The following is a 15,039-nucleotide window of genomic DNA, read 5'->3' as shown; positions in this document are numbered from 1 at the left end:
AATATAGAGCAATAAAGCATAGTTAATTATATTTATGAAAAGGCTATCATTTTGCCATATATAAAAACACGCAAATTGTATATTAACAATTGCGTGTATTAATCTTTAAAATTTATTATTAAAAATTATCCTGTCCCCAATTACAGATATCTTGCAAGATGGGAAGAAGGGTTTTTCCTTTTTTGGTTAGAGAATATTCAACTTTAGGAGGAATTTCTGGATATACCTTTCGCATAATAAGTCCATTACTCTCTAACTCTTTTAATTTTTCTGATAGAACTCTGTGAGTTATCCGACCACAGACATGATTAATTTCGCCATATCTCATTGTGCCCAATTTTGAAAGCGCAAAAAGAATATTCATTTTCCATTTACCTGATATTAAAGACAAGGCCTGATTAAATCCTTCCATATCAATTTGTTTAAATTTTGATAATGCTTCTTCGTCCATATTTTCCTCCATTAGTTACTTTTTAGATACTAGGTAATAAAAAAGTGCATACTTGTATAATACATATCTACATGTAAAATGATACTTGTAAAAAATAAGTAAATCAAGATAAATAAAAATTTAGTGAGGTATGTACGTATGGAAATTACAATTTGGTCAGATTACGCTTGTCCGTTTTGCTACATTGCAGATAAAAGAATTGAGAATATTATTGATGAGTTAGGTGTAGAAGATAAAGTAATTTGGGATCTTCACGCATTTCAACTTTACCCTGATGCTCCAAATGAAGTTACAGAAACAACTTTAGATCGATTTGCAGCTAAGTATGGTCTAACTAAGGCAGAAGCTGCTGATAAAATTGAAGGAATTTCACAAATGGGTAAAGGTGAAGGTTTAGATTTCAAGTATGCTTCAACTTTGAATACCAATACTATGGATGCACATCGTCTTACCCAGTGGGTAAAAGATACTAAAAATGATCCAAAGTTAACCAAGAAGTTGTCAGATTTATTATTTAAAGCATATTTTAGTGATAACCGAAAATTGGCTGATCATGATGTTTTAATTGATATAGCAACTCAAGCTGGTCTTGATGAAGTAGAGGTAAAGAAGTTGTTAAAGAGTACTGACTATCATGATAAAGTTGTAGCAGATGAATACTTTATTCAAAGTAATGGGGTTCATGCTGTACCTTTCATTGTTATTGATAGCAAGGGCTATATGGGTGCACAGCCTAAAGAAGTATTTAAAAAGGCAATTGAAGAAGCTCTTGAAAAAGAAGCAATCGAGGAAAAATAATGCAATTATTAATGCAACCAGTTGTAAATGTTTTTCAAACTAGCTGTTACTTTTTTATTGATGAAGAAACTAAACATGGATTTTTAATTGATCCTGGTGCGGAACCTAAAAAATTAATAGATAAAGTTCGTACAAAGGGATGGATAATTGATAAAATTTTACTTACCCATGGACACTTTGATCATTCCTATGCTGCAGCTGAAGTATCCGATGCTTTGAATGTACCTGTTGTGATGAATAAAAATGCTGTTGGCTTTATGGATAATGATAAATTAAACTTAGCAGCTCGGTATCATCAACATGTAAAATGGCCGAGTAGTATTGAATATAGTTATGATGGAGAAGTAATATCTGGGTATCAAAACAGTTTTTCTCTAAAATGTATAACTACGCCGGGACATACACCCGATTCACAGATTTTTTATTCTGAAAAATATAAATTTGCTTTAGTTGGAGATATGATTTACAACAATGACATCGGCTTAACTGAATTCCCAAAAGGTGATGAAAAGGAAATTTTAAACTCAATTACTAATAAAATTTGTAAATTACCTAACGATACTTACTTATTTAATGGACATACAGCTCCGATGACAGTCCAAGAGGTACGTGATTTATTAGAAGAAGAATATGGGATTTTTTGCTGATTAAGCTAATAGATAAAAAACGAAATTCATTTTGAATTTCGTTTTTTTGTGTTAATTTTCGATAGAGTGATAAATTTTATCTAAATTGACTTTATTATTACCAAAAATAGAAACGTTTCTAATAAAAGGAGTGTCTAATTTTTTGAGGTGCAAACTAGAATTATTTTGAATTTTTCTCTCTGCTAGTGATTTGGGTAAAATCGTGATTAAATCAGAAATAGCGACTAAGGAAATACGAGATTCTACAAAATCTACTTCGTAAATTTCTGGCAAGCTTAGTCTTGATTCAGTAAAAATAGATACTAATTTATCATGAACTGGGCATAATTTGGGGTGCATAATAAGATTTAATTTTTGCAAATCTTGACTGGTTAAAATATCTTTTTTAGTATTTTTTAAAACTTGATTATTATCTGAATAGACTACTACATATGGTTCTGAATATAAAAATTTCTCTTCATAGTTAATTGTTAATAAACGAGAAAATTGGGAATCAAGAAATATTAAATCTATTTTTTCTTCATTAAAGGGATCTACCAAGTCAAGTACTTCATTGGAGAGTTTTAATGAACGTGCTTTAAACAGAGCTGTCTTAAAGAAATCAGGGTAATGAATTGAAGCGATATTATCGAGTGATCCAATTCTAATTTTTGATAGTGGGGTGTCTTCTTTTTCAATATTATGTAGAGATTGAAAATCTTCTAATACAACTTTAGCTTTAGAATAAAATGTTTTCCCTGTAGGAGTTAATTTCATACCTTGCGGTGTGCGAGTGAATAATTTTGTATCAAAATATTCTTCAAGTTGCTTAATTTTTTTGCTGATAGCTGGCTGCGATAAAAGTAAGATTTCGCTGCTTTTATTAATACTATTATGTTCACTAACGGTTATGAAGACTTGGAGTAAGTCTATATTTAAAGAATCTATCATACTTTCACCTCTATAGTTAACTAAAAGTTATACCCCTTATTCTAACTTGTTTATTCTCAAAGATAAATATTCCAGGTAATATAAACTTGTAAAAAGTAAGTGATTAACAGAATGATAGAAAGAGGTAATAAAGATGACTGTTAAAGTTGGTATTAATGGTTTTGGAAGAATTGGTCGTTTAACTTTGAGAAGAATTCTTAAAGTTAACAATCCAAATATTGAAGTTGTAGCAATTAATGACTTAACTTCCCCTAAGATGCTTGCTCATCTATTTAAGTATGATACTATTCATGGTACTTTTGAGGGTGATGTTAAGGCTGATGAAGATGCAATATATGTAGATGGTAAAAAGATTGTTGTTTATGCTTATAAGGATGCTAGTCAAATTCCATGGGTAAATAATGATGGTGTTGATTTGGTAATTGAAAGTACAGGCTTTTATACTTCAAAGGAAAAGTCACAGGCTCACCTTGATGCAGGAGTAAAGAAAGTCTTGATTTCCGCACCAGCTGGTGACATGAAGACAATTGTATATAACATTAATCATGATACGATTGCTCCTGATGATAAGATTATTTCCGCAGGTTCATGCACCACTAATTCTTTAGCACCACTTGCTTATTACCTTAACAAGGAATTTGGTATTAAAGCAGGTACAATGACTACTATTCATGCTTATACATCCTCTCAAAAGTTGCAAGATAGTCCTGCAGGTAATGTGCGCGCTGCACGTGCTGCCGCAGAAAACACAATTCCTCATTCAACTGGTGCTGCAAAGGCAATTGGATTAGTTATTCCAGAACTTAACGGTAAGCTTAAAGGTCATGCTCAGCGTGTTCCAGTTCGTGATGGATCAGAAACTGAATTAGTAACTGTTTTGGATAAGAAGGTTACTGAGGAAGAAGTTAATGCTGCGATTAAGAAGTATACTGAAAATAATCCATCTTTTGGTTATAACGATGATGGTATTGTTTCTAGCGATATTGTAGGTACTACATTTGGTGGAATATTTGATCCAACTCAAACTGAAGTAACTACAGCTGGGGATACGCAACTTGTTAAGACTGTTTCTTGGTACGACAACGAAAATGGATTTGTTTCTCAAATGGTACGTACTTTAGATGTTTTAGCACAAACCGTTTAGTTAAAGGAAACAGTAGTACTTTTTATTTTAAATTGAAGAATGAATTTAAAAATCGGCTTCTTAAGTAAGAAGTCGATTTTTTAGAAAGTTATTGAAATGAAAACCAAACAGTATATATTGGGAATAATTCTATGTTTAGTCGCCACTGTTTCATGGGGAGGAATGTTTCCAGTAATGACTCCTACCTTGCAAAAAATAGATCCAGTGTATTTTACTTTATTTAGATATGGTAGTGTAGCAATTATTTTTACAATTTTATTAATAATTGTTGAAGGTCCAAAATCATTAAACCCTGATGGAAATTTTTTAAAATTATGGTTGTTGGGAACTTTTGCATTTGCTGGCTTTAACTTATTAGTATTTTGGGGCCAACATACAGCAGGAAAGTCTGGTTCATTGATTGCGTCTGTAATGATGGCAATTCAACCATTAATTACGGCAATTATTGCGTGGATTTTTAAAGGAAAGAAACCTAGTTTGATTTCCTTTTTATCCATGATTTTAGCTTTTATTGGTGTTTTTTTAGTAGTAACAAAGGGAGACCCCAATTCTCTTATTCAAGGTGGTAGTACTTTATTAGTCGCAACCTTATTAATTTTTTTAGCTGATTTATGTTGGGTATTATTTACTATGGGTGGAGAAAACTTTAAAAGTTGGTCAATTTTAAGATATTCTACTTTGACTACTATGTACGGTGTTCTTTCTGTAGCAATGCTAACTATTATTCTTACTCTGATAGGAATAATTAAGGTACCAAGCTTAGATTTAATAATTTCGATTCGTGGTTCTTTGTTGTATATGATTAGCCTGGCTGGAATAATTGCCGTATTTGCTTGGAATTTAGGAAATCGCTACTTAGGACCAGTTAATGGTATTTTGTTTATGAATATTGAACCGATCACCGCATTCATAATTACAGCAATGACTGGATATGCAACTACAAATGCAGAGATTGGAGGGTGTGTTTTGACCATAATCGCCTTACTTATTAATAATATTTATTTACGACAAAAAAATGCACCTCCTAAAATAGAGAAGTAATAGCAGCTAATCGTTATCTTCTGTAGTTACTTTTAAGATACTAGGTAATAAAAAAGTGCGTACTTGTATTAAAAATATTACTAGGTAAAATATACTTATAAAAAGTAAGTTTAATATTGGAGGTACAAAAATATGAATACAGATAATAAAAAAGTAAATCAAACTTTTAAAATTGTTACTCCTAGTGACAATTCTAATGTAGGAATATGTGGTCCAGACGGATGTGTGATTGATTGGGATAGACTAGCTAAGGAAAATAATAACGCATAGGGAGATTTAACATGACACAAGTAATCACAGATGAAAATTTTGAAGATGCTACTAAAAATGGTGTAACAGTGACTGATTTTTGGGCAACTTGGTGTGGACCTTGTAAGATGCAATCACCAATTGTTGACCAATTGTCTGAAGAACGACAAGATGTAAAATTTACATCACTAGATATTGACCATAATCAGGAGACGGCTAAAAATTTTGGTATTATGGCCATTCCTACTTTAATTATTAAAAAAGATGGTAAAATAGTTGATCGAATAACTGGATATACTCCAAAAGAAAAGCTAAATAAGATTTTGGATCAGTATAGTGATTAAGCACTTTATTAACTAGATATAGAAATAAAAAATCAGCCTTCAGTTGAGAAGGCTGATTTTTATTAAACTTCTATTTTTACTTTACTAATAGGTTCATTCCAATCTAATGGTAACTTACCGCATGCTTTAAGCTTATCCACAATCATACTTAAGACGATTTCACGATCTTCTTCCTTAGTCATGAAATCATACTTGTCACCATCGATAACCATTTTATCGGAATAATCGTATTTTTCATACCATGGCTTGTAGTAACGTAATAGACGCTTGTAGTAATCTTCAAGTGTTGGATCATAACTAAGCTGTTCATAAGAACGACCACGCTTTTGTATGCGTTTAAGCATTGTATCATAAGAAACATGAATATGAACTAAAAGATCAGGACTCTTTTTAGGCATCCGCTCAATTTCAGACATCATGTTATTAAGAAGTTCGTAATAAGTATCAACTTCTTCTTTAGTTGCACGACCAATATCTGCATTCATTTGGAAAAAGAGTGCATCTTCATAAATTGAACGGTCCAAAACATTGTTACCCTGAGTTAAAGCTTCTTTGATACTGTGAAAACGAGTATTTAGGAAGTATGTTTGTAATAAGAATGTATACTTTTCTGGATCGGCATAGAAAAGTGGCAAAACAGGATTGTCATCTACACTTTCGTAAAATGGCTTAGTTCCTAAATATTTGGATAAAATACTGGTTAAACTGGATTTACCGGCTCCAATTGGCCCGCTTAAAACAATAACTGTCATCACGTTCCTTCTTTTTATTTGTAATCTTACAAGTTACCAATTTCTTGTAATTTTTGGTCGATTTTTTCTAATACTTCACGCTTAGCTTGTTCGTCAACTACGAAATCCAAGTTATTTCCATCGATTTTCATCTTTGGAGAGGCATCATAATTTTCATACCATGGCTCATAGTATTGTAAAAGCCGAGCATAGTAGTCTTTTAAGCTAGGATCAGTATTAAGTTGTTCAAATGAACGGCCACGTTTTTTAATACGTTCAAGCATTGTATCTAAAGAAACGTGGATATAGATAAGAAGATCAGGCTTCTTGCTTGGATTGCCTGGGGTATCTTCCATCATATTCTCTAATAAACTATCATAAATCTTAAATTCTGTCGGATCTGCTACTTTACTATCAGCGTTCATTTTGAAAAAGAGTGCATCTTCGTAGATTGAACGATCAGAAACACTATTTTTATCTTGGATTGCTTGATTAATTTGAGCTAAACGGTGGTTGAGCAAGTAAGTATTAAGCAAGAAAGTATACCGCTTCATATCTTTATAGTATAAAGGCAAAATAGGGTTAGTATCGACACCTTCATAAAATGCTTGTGTACCTAAATGTTCAGCTAAAATACTGGTTAAACTGGATTTACCGGCTCCAATAGGACCACTTAAAACAATAACTGTCATCACGTTCTTTCTACAATATATAGTTTGCTTAATAAGTTTAATACGATATGTTGTGGTTAAGCAAGAAGTTTTTAAAAAATGTTCCACACAAAAAAGTCAAGCTTTTGCCTGACTTTTTTGAAGTAGTATATTTAGTAAATAAATTATTTTCTGTATTTAGAATCTAATTTTGCCGCAGCGATTTCGTCACAAATAATGGTTACATCTGGGTGATCTTGTAAAATTGATGCGGGAACTTTTTCGGTTACGGGTCCTTCAAATAAAGCTTTAATTGCATCTTGTTTGTCCTCACCATAAGCGAGTAAAACAATTTTTTTGCTTTGCATGATAGATCTGATACCCATGCAGATGGCTTGACGAGGTACATCTTCTTTATTTTGGAAGAAACGTGAATTTGCTTTAATTGTACTTTCAGCTAATTCTACTTTGTGAGTTAAGCTGCCGAATGGAGTACCAGGTTCGTTAAAGGCGATATGACCGTTACGACCGATACCTAAAATTTGAATATCAATGGGATTTTCAGCAATAATCTTATTGTAACGATCAACTTCTTCGTCAATATTCTTAGCTAAGCCGTTTGGGATGTAAGAATGTTTGAATGGCTTTTTATCAAATAGATGCTTTTGCATGAAGTAGTGATAGCTTTGATCATTAGCTGGATTAAGACCATAATATTCGTCTAAGTTAATGCTAGTCATTTGAGAGAAATCTAAGTTGCTATCACACATGTCATCATACATTGGAATAGGCGACGAACCTGTTGCTAATCCAAGTACCTTAGCGCCATGTTCCATACCTTCTTTAATAATTTCAAATGCTTTAGTGCCGCCTTCGATGTTATCTTTAGTTACAATAAGTTTCATATCTAAATCCTCCCTATTCCTTTTATTGGTCTAGTCCATTATATTGTAAAAAATTGGTCTAGTCAATTTTAATTAGCTAAAAAATTTAGAGTTTCTTTCTTAATGAGGTAAAATTTAGGTGAGGTGAAAAAGATGACAGATACCCTTGAACTTACGGGTCTTGGAATGGGCACTTGGGGCTTGGGAGAAGATCCAAAAAATAAAAAAGACGAAATTTCTTCTTTACGCTATGGTTTAGATAATGGAATAAAAATTATAGATACTGCTGAAATGTACGGAGAAGGAAAAAGTGAAAGTTTAGTTGGTGAAGCAATTAAGGGATATAGCCGTAGTGATTTATTTTTAATTACGAAGTTTTATCCTTATCATGGAACGCCTGAACTTGAACGCCAAAGTTTAGAGAATAGTCTCAAGCGTTTAGGTACTGATTACGTTGATTTGTATTTACTTCATTGGCGAGGACATAAACGTTTATCTGATACAGTCCGTGGATTACAGGCTTTGCAAAAAGAAGGTTTGATACATCATTGGGGTGTGTCTAACTTTGACATTGCGGACATGGAAGAGTTGATGACTGTTCCTGGTGGTGAAGAATGTTTTGCCAACGAAGTTTTATATAATGTATCTAAGCGTGGAGTAGAATTTGATTTATTGCCATGGCAGAGAGAAAAACATATTAATTTTATTGCTTATTCTCCGTTCAATTCTGGTGGTGGAGATACTATCAGAATTACTAATAATTTAAAAATGGTAGCTCGTCATCATCATGCTACACCCCATCAAATTATGTTAGCTTGGACCATGAGAAGCAGGAATATATTAACAATTCCAAAAGCTAGTAATGTTAAGCATATGAAAGAAAATCTTGCTGCTGTTAAGATTAAATTGGATGATGAAGATCTTGCTCTGTTAAATGCTGATTTTCCTCAACCAACTACTAAACAAGCACTGGAAATGATTTAGTATATTGATAAAAAAACTAGGGATTAATCCCTAGTTTTTTATGTCTTATTTTATTTTGATTTCTCCATTGAGAATTTTTTGACGAGCCTTTTGAACTGCTATCCATACGTTATAGGAAATGTTACTACTTTGAACAATATCAACACCCTTATTTTTTAAACTATAAGTAGTAGTTTTATTTCCTGGGAATTTATCATTGTAACTATCGGTCGCAATATTTTTGATGGCTAAAGCAATATTATTAGTAACTGAGGTAAGGGTGAAATTAGATTTTTGTCCCCCTTTGGCGTAGTAGTCTCCTTGGTTAGTTTGATCTGTATCAACCCCAATTACCCAGACTTTTTGGTTAATTGGTTGGGCTTCATTAATTTTTCTTGCTGCGGTAAAAACACCATTACCACTTTCTCCACTGGCTGCAAAAATAATATCAGCCTTTTTAAGATACATTGCTTGAGCAATATTTTGTCCTACATTAGTATCTGAGAAAGTATTGGTATTTTGAGATAAAATTTTTATTTTTTTGTGGTCTTTCTTAGCTTGATCTTGAATTCCCTGAATAAAACCATTTTTGAATTTGGTTGAACTCTGTTGTGTACCACCTATAAAGCCGATTACATTTGTTTTAGTAGTCTTAGCAGCTACAATTCCTGCTAGATAAGCTGCTTGCTGACTTTGAAAATTAATATTTGTAACATTTTTTTGATTATTAACTTTACCATCAATGATTGCAAAATTGATTTTTGGATATAATTTAGCATTATCTCTAATCGCGTTTTGCAAAGAAGATCCCATCCCGATAACCAGATGGAAATTCTTTTGGGCAGCTTGATCGACCAGACTGTAGATTTCACTACTATAGTTAGGAGTAAAAACTTCGTAACCATTATCGCCAGAATTAAGATTATGGTCTTGAGCATATTTTTTTAATCCTGCAATAGCTGCAGCATTGTAAGGATTAGAGTTGGCATCTGATGCATCGGTCACGAGCGCAACACTTGGATTAGCATGGTGTTGTTGAGAAGATGATGATTGATTAGAACAACTCGTTAGAAGTAATGTACTTGTTGTTATGATAATACTAATAATTAGTTTAGAAAACTTTACTTTCATTTAAGTGAGAACCCCTGTCTTTACCGAATATATGAAAAAGGATAGTTTGACCTATCCTTTTAATTAAATTATTCACTTCTTAAGGCAATAGCTGCATCTTTCTTAGCGGCCAGACGAGCAGGAATGTGTCCACCAATGAGTGTTAGTACTGTAGAAATAACAACCAAGATGAATGCTTGAATTGGATCAAGTTGGGCTACATTAGACATATCAGTTATATGATATAAAACTGCATTGATTGGGAAAGTGAGCAAGTAGGCAATGAGGATACCTAGTACGCCTGAGAAAATACCTAAAATAAATGTTTCGGCATCGAATACACGTGTAATATCACGTTTTCTAGCGCCAAGAGCCTTAAGAATACCAATTTCTTTGGTTCTTTCAAGTACTGAAGTATAAGTTAAAATACCAATCATAATCATGGAAGTAATTAGTGAAATAGCTGCAAATGCTACTAAGACATCAGTGATGCCGCTAAGTAAACCACCAGTTAATTTAGTTACTGTTCCAGACATATCAGTATAAATAATTTGATCCTTCTTGTCTTTGCCTTTGTTCCATTTGTCTAGGTAATCAAGTACCTTATCTTTAGAATCAAATGAGTTAGGGTAAATTAAAATTGCAGAAGGAATACTTGTACCGCCAATGCTGGCAATAAATTGGTCTTTTTCTGTTTTGCTCATTGATTGATTGGTCATGACATTAGTAGAACTCTTCTTCTGTGCTTTTACAATATCAGAATTCTTATTTTCGTTGATGACTTCTTCACTTAAAGCATCACTGTAGGCAATCCCATTATCAAGGAGGGCCATTTGTGAATTATTTTTACTCCGAATAACTCCAGTTAAGGTAATAGTTCGTCCCTTATTGTATAAGCTCTCGGTCAACTTATTAGGTACGAAGTTACCAGTAGGAAGTTCTTGGTAGTAGTCATTATTAGAAACAATTTTGAAAGTTTTACCAACTAACTTATTCAAGTTAATTTTTTCACCATCTTTAACATTAAGTCCCAAATTCTTAAGCGCATTTAAGTTAGCTTCATTTTTATTATTTAAAACTAAAACAACATCATTTTTGGAAGTTGGCCAGCTTCCTGATAATAATTGATAGTTTGTTTTTAAAAATGAACCTTTACTTTTATCTAGGGTAGTGGGGAAAACGCTGGTATTAACACCAACACTAGCCATTCCCTGACTTTGAGCATTGGCCAAAGTGTTTCCACTAGTATTAGTATTTGAAAATTGAATGCGTTGAATTTTACCGGAGTTATTAGCTAATAAATTTAGCTGGGCACTACGAATATAAGCAATATTATTAGCGTAATTAGGATTTATGTTCTTGATATAATCAATATATTTCTGAGTAATTTTATTTTCGTGACTATTTTTTTCATTATCAGGTTTAGCAACTGTTAAATAGCCAGTATTTTTGACATTTTTGTCAGAGGATGTACTACGTTCTGAAGGATTTAATTCTGTTGCAGTTGTGGTAATAGAAATAGGAAATTTAGCTAAAGTCTTACTTTGAGTTTGATTAATTTGTTTTTGGAAGCCATTTGAAAGGGCTAAGACAATTGCAATGCCGATTATACCAATACTGGAAGCGAAAGCAGTTAAGAAAGTACGCCCTTTTTTAGTCATGATATTAGTAAAACTAAGTTTTAATGCATTCCAGTAAGACATTTTAGTTTTAACTAGGTGAAAAGTATCCTTGATATTCTTTTTAGGAGTAAAGGGATTAGAATCGCTTAAAATCTTACCATCTTGAAAATGAACAATGCGGCTAGCGTATTCTTCAGCTAATTCTGGATTATGAGTAACCATGATAACAAGTTTATCTTTACTCAATTCTTGAATTAGCTTCATTATTTCGATACTAGTTTTTGTATCTAAAGCACCAGTTGGTTCATCACAAAGTAGAATATCAGGATCATTGGCTATTGCCCGGGCAATAGCTACTCTCTGCATTTGACCTCCGGAAAGTTGATTAGGTTTCTTTTGTAGATGTTCACCTAGGCCTACACGCTTAAGAGCATCAATAGCCTTTTGATGGCGTTCTTTGCTATCTACGCCAGAAAGAGTCATTCCTAATTCAACATTTTCAATAATTGAAAGGTGGGAGATAAGGTTGTAATTTTGAAAAATAAAGCCGACAGTATTATTTCGATATGCATCCCAATCAGTTTGGGAAAAGTTTTTGGTGGATTTACCATTAATAATAAGGTCGCCGCTATCATATCGATCAAGACCACCAATAACATTTAGTAGGGTCGTTTTACCAGAGCCACTAGGTCCTAAAATTGCAACAAATTCATGATTACGAAAGTTAATCGATACATCATCTAATGCATGAGTAACTGTGTCGCCAACATGATAGGTTTTCATTAAATGCTTAAGTTGTAGCATTATAGCCTCCTTTGGTATTAATTAATTGGAAATATGATAATTGTACACTACTTAATATAGCCAACACCAATAAGAATTGCTCGGACTATAAAAATTATCGCAATTACTCCAATAATAAATAAGTGACGTTTTTTACGCATCATAAAGACGCCAACAAATTCTCTAATTGTCGCATTAGGTAAGTAATAAAAACGAGTAGTAGAGCCAACACCATTGGCATGTAGATGAGCTTGTTTAGCATAAAGGGCAGCTCGAAATAGATGATAATTGTTAGTGAAGAACTTGGCCTTAAATTTTCGACTTCCGTAATTGCGTAAAGCAACCTCTTTAGAAAAAAGCATGTTTTCATAAGTGTTGCGGGATTGATTTTCTAGTAAAATATTTTCTTCAGGTATTCCCCGTTTTATTGCGTAATTTTTCATTGCTTGTGCTTCAGAAATTTGTTCGTCATCTCCTTGGCCGCCAGACATGATAAACGTAGGCAATTTTCGACCTTTGTCGTATTGCTTATATGCAAAAGCTATTGCTCGATCGATGCGAGCCCCAAGAAGGCGGGATACCTTTTTACCATTTATCAAGCCAGCCCCCAATACAATAAGATAATCTTCTCGGTACCGACGAGGAATAAATTGGTAAAGTATAAGATTAACTAAAAAGGTGTACATTACTAAGCATAGGTAGAGTGTAATTGCTACTATACCGTCTAATAGAGTGTCAAACCATTGCGGAAAATGACGAAATACTCCTAATTGAAAGGCAATCCAGATGAAAACTAATGTAATACCAATAATTAATGTTAGTAAATTAGGTAAAGTATGACTTTCATGTTTCCATACAAAATAGGCATTCCATAAAAAGAAGACCCAGGAAAAGATTACTGCAAAGAATATTATGATAAATATTCCTATGGCAATCAGTCCGAATGACCAGTTCATCACAGTATTATGCTGAGAAAATATTAAATATCCAAACCATAATACAAATGATAAAAAGAAGGCTGTAAAGAGTAGGCCATTGATTGAGTTTCTGGGATCGACTATCCAACAAAATAGAAATATGATTAAGCATACAAATAGTAGTGCAGTTAATGTGCTTAATCGTCGTGTATTTAAGTAATTAAATGTTTTAGTAGTATAAAAAATGATTGTTTGCATAATTATTATGTTCCTTATCCTCATTATTAATTATAATGAAGTGATTAGGAATTTTTAAGAAATTAAAGGTGATTTGTGTGAAAAGATTTTTCCGATTGGTTGGTAATGTTGCCATTATGTTATTATCCTTTGCTGGATATATGTATTTGCAACAATTTTATGTTTTACCACAGAAAACAAAAATTAATTTTGGGCTAGGAGCACTCATTGCAATTGTTACCGTAGTTGCGATTTGGTTGATGATTTGGGCATATAAATATCAATTACATCAAGAAAATGATTGGTTCTTTAATGCAAAGCCTCACTGGAGTTGGAAGAGAGTTTTAATCGCTTTTGGGATGTTCTTCTTAATTTTGGTAATGCAGATTATCTTTGTTAACTTATTTGGAGGAGCAATTTCACAAAATCAACAAGCTTTAGATAGTGTGCAAAGTCATTCGAATGCAATTTTTAATCTATTATTAGTAATTGTGGCACCAATTTGTGAAGAAACCATTTTTAGAGGGATGTTTTTTAATACATTCTTTCCAGAAGAAAATTCATGGAGCCAGATTCTTGGTATAATAACAAGTGGTTTTGTCTTTGCTTGGTGTCATGATCCAAGTTTTTCAAAATTTATTTTTATTTACTGGATGTTAGGCAGTATTTTAGCCTGGACTTATGTATGGACAAAAGACTTGCGCTATCCAATTTTAGCGCATATGTTAAATAATTTAATGGGACTTTTATAGGGGAGAGTTATAGATGGCAGATAAACCTTTTTATGAACAAGAATATCATGAGAAAGAAAATGATGTTCCTAATTTTAAATTCGGTCAAATTTGTAAGACGTTTTTTACTAAGCCTTTTACTTGGAATGCACGTGATACTAGAAAAAATTTTTGGGTTGGATATGCAATTCAATTTGTTTGTGAATTAATTTTGCTTGCTGTTTTAGCGTTAGTGATGGTGCCAAGTTATAACATTCGTGTTACTGCAACTGGCTTTGAGGCTGTTAATCAGACAACTTTACAACCCATTACCGTTATCGGCTGGATTATAATTACTGTGTTAGCAATTTATTTAAAGCTTTGTTTGCTTGGTACTGCAGTTAGAAGATTACATGATACTGATCACGAAGGCTGGTGGGTATTACTTTACTTTGTACCAACTTTTGGTTGGATTATTGTGCTTTACTTCATGGTGATTCCAACTATGGAAGAACCAGTTAGATGGGGCAGTTATTTAGAATTTAAATAAAGATATTAAAAATAGAGTCTAGTTTTTGCTAGGCTCTAGTTTTTGGAAAAATTAATGGAAAAAGAAGAGGCAGAGAAGAAGTTAACCCCTAAGGTTGTAATAGCGATTTTGTCAGCGGGGATGCTTTCCTTTTTAGGGATTCTGGATGAAACGGTCACAACGGTTACTTTTCCAACTTTAACGCGTGATTTCAACATTACGATGGATGAAGTACAATAGGTCAACACGCTAGTTTTGCTGCATCATATTTAGGTGGTTTAGGTTTAGTATTTATAAGA

18 protein-coding genes are annotated in these 15,039 nt (G+C 32.9%); 10 read left to right on the top strand and 8 right to left on the bottom strand.

Annotated features, from left to right (window positions below):
* Positions 1–118: 118 nt before the first annotated feature.
* Positions 119–451, bottom strand: a complete 333-nt coding sequence (locus tag HDR40_RS02590) for a winged helix-turn-helix transcriptional regulator (protein WP_290626234.1) — start codon at positions 449–451, stop codon at positions 119–121.
* Between the two features lie 138 nt (positions 452–589).
* Here HDR40_RS02590 and HDR40_RS02585 point away from each other — a divergent pair, with 138 nt between their 5' ends.
* Both HDR40_RS02585 and HDR40_RS02580 read left to right on the top strand, forming a co-directional pair.
* The gene (locus tag HDR40_RS02585; protein ID WP_290626232.1) at positions 590–1,249 is read left to right on the top strand and encodes a DsbA family oxidoreductase; all 660 of its coding nucleotides are present in this window, start codon (positions 590–592) and stop codon (positions 1,247–1,249) included.
* The gene (locus HDR40_RS02580; RefSeq protein WP_290626230.1) at positions 1,249–1,896 is read left to right on the top strand and encodes an MBL fold metallo-hydrolase; all 648 of its coding nucleotides are present in this window, start codon (positions 1,249–1,251) and stop codon (positions 1,894–1,896) included. Before HDR40_RS02585 ends, HDR40_RS02580 begins: the two co-directional genes overlap by 1 nt.
* 51 nt (positions 1,897–1,947) lie before the next feature.
* Here HDR40_RS02580 and HDR40_RS02575 read toward each other — a convergent pair whose 3' ends face one another.
* A complete protein-coding gene (locus HDR40_RS02575) occupies positions 1,948–2,826 on the bottom strand; it encodes a LysR family transcriptional regulator (protein ID WP_290626228.1) in 879 nt (292 codons plus the stop codon).
* Positions 2,827–2,959: 133 nt separating this feature from the next.
* Here HDR40_RS02575 and gap point away from each other — a divergent pair, with 133 nt between their 5' ends.
* The 4 genes from gap (at position 2,960) to trxA (ending at position 5,604) form a co-directional block, all read left to right on the top strand.
* The gene (gene gap / locus HDR40_RS02570) at positions 2,960–3,970 is read left to right on the top strand and encodes a type I glyceraldehyde-3-phosphate dehydrogenase (protein ID WP_290626226.1); all 1,011 of its coding nucleotides are present in this window, start codon (positions 2,960–2,962) and stop codon (positions 3,968–3,970) included.
* A 96-nt stretch (positions 3,971–4,066) separates the two neighbouring features.
* Positions 4,067–5,011: a DMT family transporter gene (locus HDR40_RS02565; RefSeq protein WP_290626224.1), complete on the top strand. Its 945-nt coding sequence runs from the start codon at positions 4,067–4,069 to the stop codon at positions 5,009–5,011.
* 132 nt (positions 5,012–5,143) lie between these two features.
* Positions 5,144–5,281 carry a hypothetical protein gene (locus tag HDR40_RS02560; protein WP_290626222.1) on the top strand — a complete coding sequence of 46 codons (138 nt, stop codon included), beginning with the start codon at positions 5,144–5,146 and terminating at the stop codon, positions 5,279–5,281.
* Positions 5,282–5,292: 11 nt separating this feature from the next.
* Positions 5,293–5,604: a thioredoxin gene (gene trxA / locus HDR40_RS02555; RefSeq protein WP_290626220.1), complete on the top strand. Its 312-nt coding sequence runs from the start codon at positions 5,293–5,295 to the stop codon at positions 5,602–5,604.
* Positions 5,605–5,666: 62 nt separating this feature from the next.
* On the opposite strand, the gene HDR40_RS02550 is transcribed toward trxA, so the two are convergent.
* The 3 genes from HDR40_RS02550 to HDR40_RS02540 all read right to left on the bottom strand — a co-directional run bounded on the left by HDR40_RS02550 (position 5,667) and on the right by HDR40_RS02540 (position 7,890).
* Positions 5,667–6,356 carry a deoxynucleoside kinase gene (locus HDR40_RS02550; protein ID WP_290626218.1) on the bottom strand — a complete coding sequence of 230 codons (690 nt, stop codon included), beginning with the start codon at positions 6,354–6,356 and terminating at the stop codon, positions 5,667–5,669.
* Between the two features lie 26 nt (positions 6,357–6,382).
* A complete protein-coding gene (locus HDR40_RS02545) occupies positions 6,383–7,030 on the bottom strand; it encodes a deoxynucleoside kinase (protein ID WP_290626216.1) in 648 nt (215 codons plus the stop codon).
* A gap of 140 nt (positions 7,031–7,170) precedes the next feature.
* Positions 7,171–7,890: a glucosamine-6-phosphate deaminase gene (locus HDR40_RS02540; protein WP_290626214.1), complete on the bottom strand. Its 720-nt coding sequence runs from the start codon at positions 7,888–7,890 to the stop codon at positions 7,171–7,173.
* 132 nt (positions 7,891–8,022) lie between these two features.
* On the opposite strand from HDR40_RS02540, the gene HDR40_RS02535 reads away from it, so the two are divergent.
* Positions 8,023–8,853: an aldo/keto reductase gene (locus HDR40_RS02535; protein WP_290626212.1), complete on the top strand. Its 831-nt coding sequence runs from the start codon at positions 8,023–8,025 to the stop codon at positions 8,851–8,853.
* Between the two features lie 45 nt (positions 8,854–8,898).
* Here HDR40_RS02535 and HDR40_RS02530 read toward each other — a convergent pair whose 3' ends face one another.
* The 3 genes from HDR40_RS02530 to HDR40_RS02520 all read right to left on the bottom strand — a co-directional run bounded on the left by HDR40_RS02530 (position 8,899) and on the right by HDR40_RS02520 (position 13,522).
* Positions 8,899–9,963, bottom strand: a complete 1,065-nt coding sequence (locus tag HDR40_RS02530) for a BMP family ABC transporter substrate-binding protein (RefSeq protein WP_290626210.1) — start codon at positions 9,961–9,963, stop codon at positions 8,899–8,901.
* A 68-nt stretch (positions 9,964–10,031) separates the two neighbouring features.
* Positions 10,032–12,368 (bottom strand): ABC transporter ATP-binding protein/permease, encoded by a 2,337-nt coding sequence (locus tag HDR40_RS02525; protein ID WP_290626208.1) that lies wholly within the window; start codon positions 12,366–12,368, stop codon positions 10,032–10,034.
* Between the two features lie 47 nt (positions 12,369–12,415).
* Entirely contained in the window at positions 12,416–13,522 is a 1,107-nt protein-coding gene (locus HDR40_RS02520) for a YdcF family protein (RefSeq protein ID WP_290626206.1), read from the bottom strand.
* A gap of 77 nt (positions 13,523–13,599) precedes the next feature.
* Between HDR40_RS02520 and HDR40_RS02515 the strand changes: the two genes are divergently transcribed.
* Genes HDR40_RS02515 through HDR40_RS02505 form a run of 3 tightly spaced genes read left to right on the top strand, consistent with a single transcriptional unit; the run spans position 13,600 to position 14,980 of the window.
* On the top strand, positions 13,600–14,253 hold the full coding sequence (locus HDR40_RS02515) for a type II CAAX endopeptidase family protein (RefSeq protein WP_290626204.1): 654 nt from the start codon (positions 13,600–13,602) through the stop codon (positions 14,251–14,253).
* A 13-nt stretch (positions 14,254–14,266) separates the two neighbouring features.
* Positions 14,267–14,761, top strand: coding sequence for a DUF805 domain-containing protein (locus tag HDR40_RS02510; protein ID WP_290626202.1), 495 nt, complete (start codon positions 14,267–14,269; stop codon positions 14,759–14,761).
* Positions 14,762–14,815: 54 nt separating this feature from the next.
* Positions 14,816–14,980, top strand: a complete 165-nt coding sequence (locus HDR40_RS02505; protein WP_290626200.1) for a multidrug MFS transporter — start codon at positions 14,816–14,818, stop codon at positions 14,978–14,980.
* Positions 14,981–15,039: the final 59 nt, after the last annotated feature.

The sequence above is a fragment of the Lactobacillus sp. genome (genome assembly GCF_014803895.1).
The sequence above is the reverse complement of the archived record's forward strand: the minus strand, read 5'-3'. Positions and strand labels throughout refer to the sequence as shown.

Excerpts from the sequence above, each read along its gene's own strand:
- HDR40_RS02590 (WP_290626234.1), bottom strand. The coding sequence starts at position 451 with ATGGACGAAGAAGCATTATCAAAATTTAAACAAATTGATATGGAAGGA.
- HDR40_RS02585 (WP_290626232.1), top strand. The coding sequence starts at position 590 with ATGGAAATTACAATTTGGTCAGATTACGCTTGTCCGTTTTGCTACATT.
- HDR40_RS02580 (WP_290626230.1), top strand. The coding sequence starts at position 1,249 with ATGCAATTATTAATGCAACCAGTTGTAAATGTTTTTCAAACTAGCTGT.
- HDR40_RS02575 (WP_290626228.1), bottom strand. The coding sequence starts at position 2,826 with ATGATAGATTCTTTAAATATAGACTTACTCCAAGTCTTCATAACCGTT.
- gap (WP_290626226.1), top strand. The coding sequence starts at position 2,960 with ATGACTGTTAAAGTTGGTATTAATGGTTTTGGAAGAATTGGTCGTTTA.
- HDR40_RS02565 (WP_290626224.1), top strand. The coding sequence starts at position 4,067 with ATGAAAACCAAACAGTATATATTGGGAATAATTCTATGTTTAGTCGCC.
- HDR40_RS02560 (WP_290626222.1), top strand. The coding sequence starts at position 5,144 with ATGAATACAGATAATAAAAAAGTAAATCAAACTTTTAAAATTGTTACT.
- trxA (WP_290626220.1), top strand. The coding sequence starts at position 5,293 with ATGACACAAGTAATCACAGATGAAAATTTTGAAGATGCTACTAAAAAT.
- HDR40_RS02550 (WP_290626218.1), bottom strand. The coding sequence starts at position 6,356 with ATGACAGTTATTGTTTTAAGCGGGCCAATTGGAGCCGGTAAATCCAGT.
- HDR40_RS02540 (WP_290626214.1), bottom strand. The coding sequence starts at position 7,890 with ATGAAACTTATTGTAACTAAAGATAACATCGAAGGCGGCACTAAAGCA.
- HDR40_RS02535 (WP_290626212.1), top strand. The coding sequence starts at position 8,023 with ATGACAGATACCCTTGAACTTACGGGTCTTGGAATGGGCACTTGGGGC.
- HDR40_RS02530 (WP_290626210.1), bottom strand. The coding sequence starts at position 9,963 with ATGAAAGTAAAGTTTTCTAAACTAATTATTAGTATTATCATAACAACA.
- HDR40_RS02525 (WP_290626208.1), bottom strand. The coding sequence starts at position 12,368 with ATGCTACAACTTAAGCATTTAATGAAAACCTATCATGTTGGCGACACA.
- HDR40_RS02520 (WP_290626206.1), bottom strand. The coding sequence starts at position 13,522 with ATGCAAACAATCATTTTTTATACTACTAAAACATTTAATTACTTAAAT.
- HDR40_RS02510 (WP_290626202.1), top strand. The coding sequence starts at position 14,267 with ATGGCAGATAAACCTTTTTATGAACAAGAATATCATGAGAAAGAAAAT.
- HDR40_RS02505 (WP_290626200.1), top strand. The coding sequence starts at position 14,816 with ATGGAAAAAGAAGAGGCAGAGAAGAAGTTAACCCCTAAGGTTGTAATA.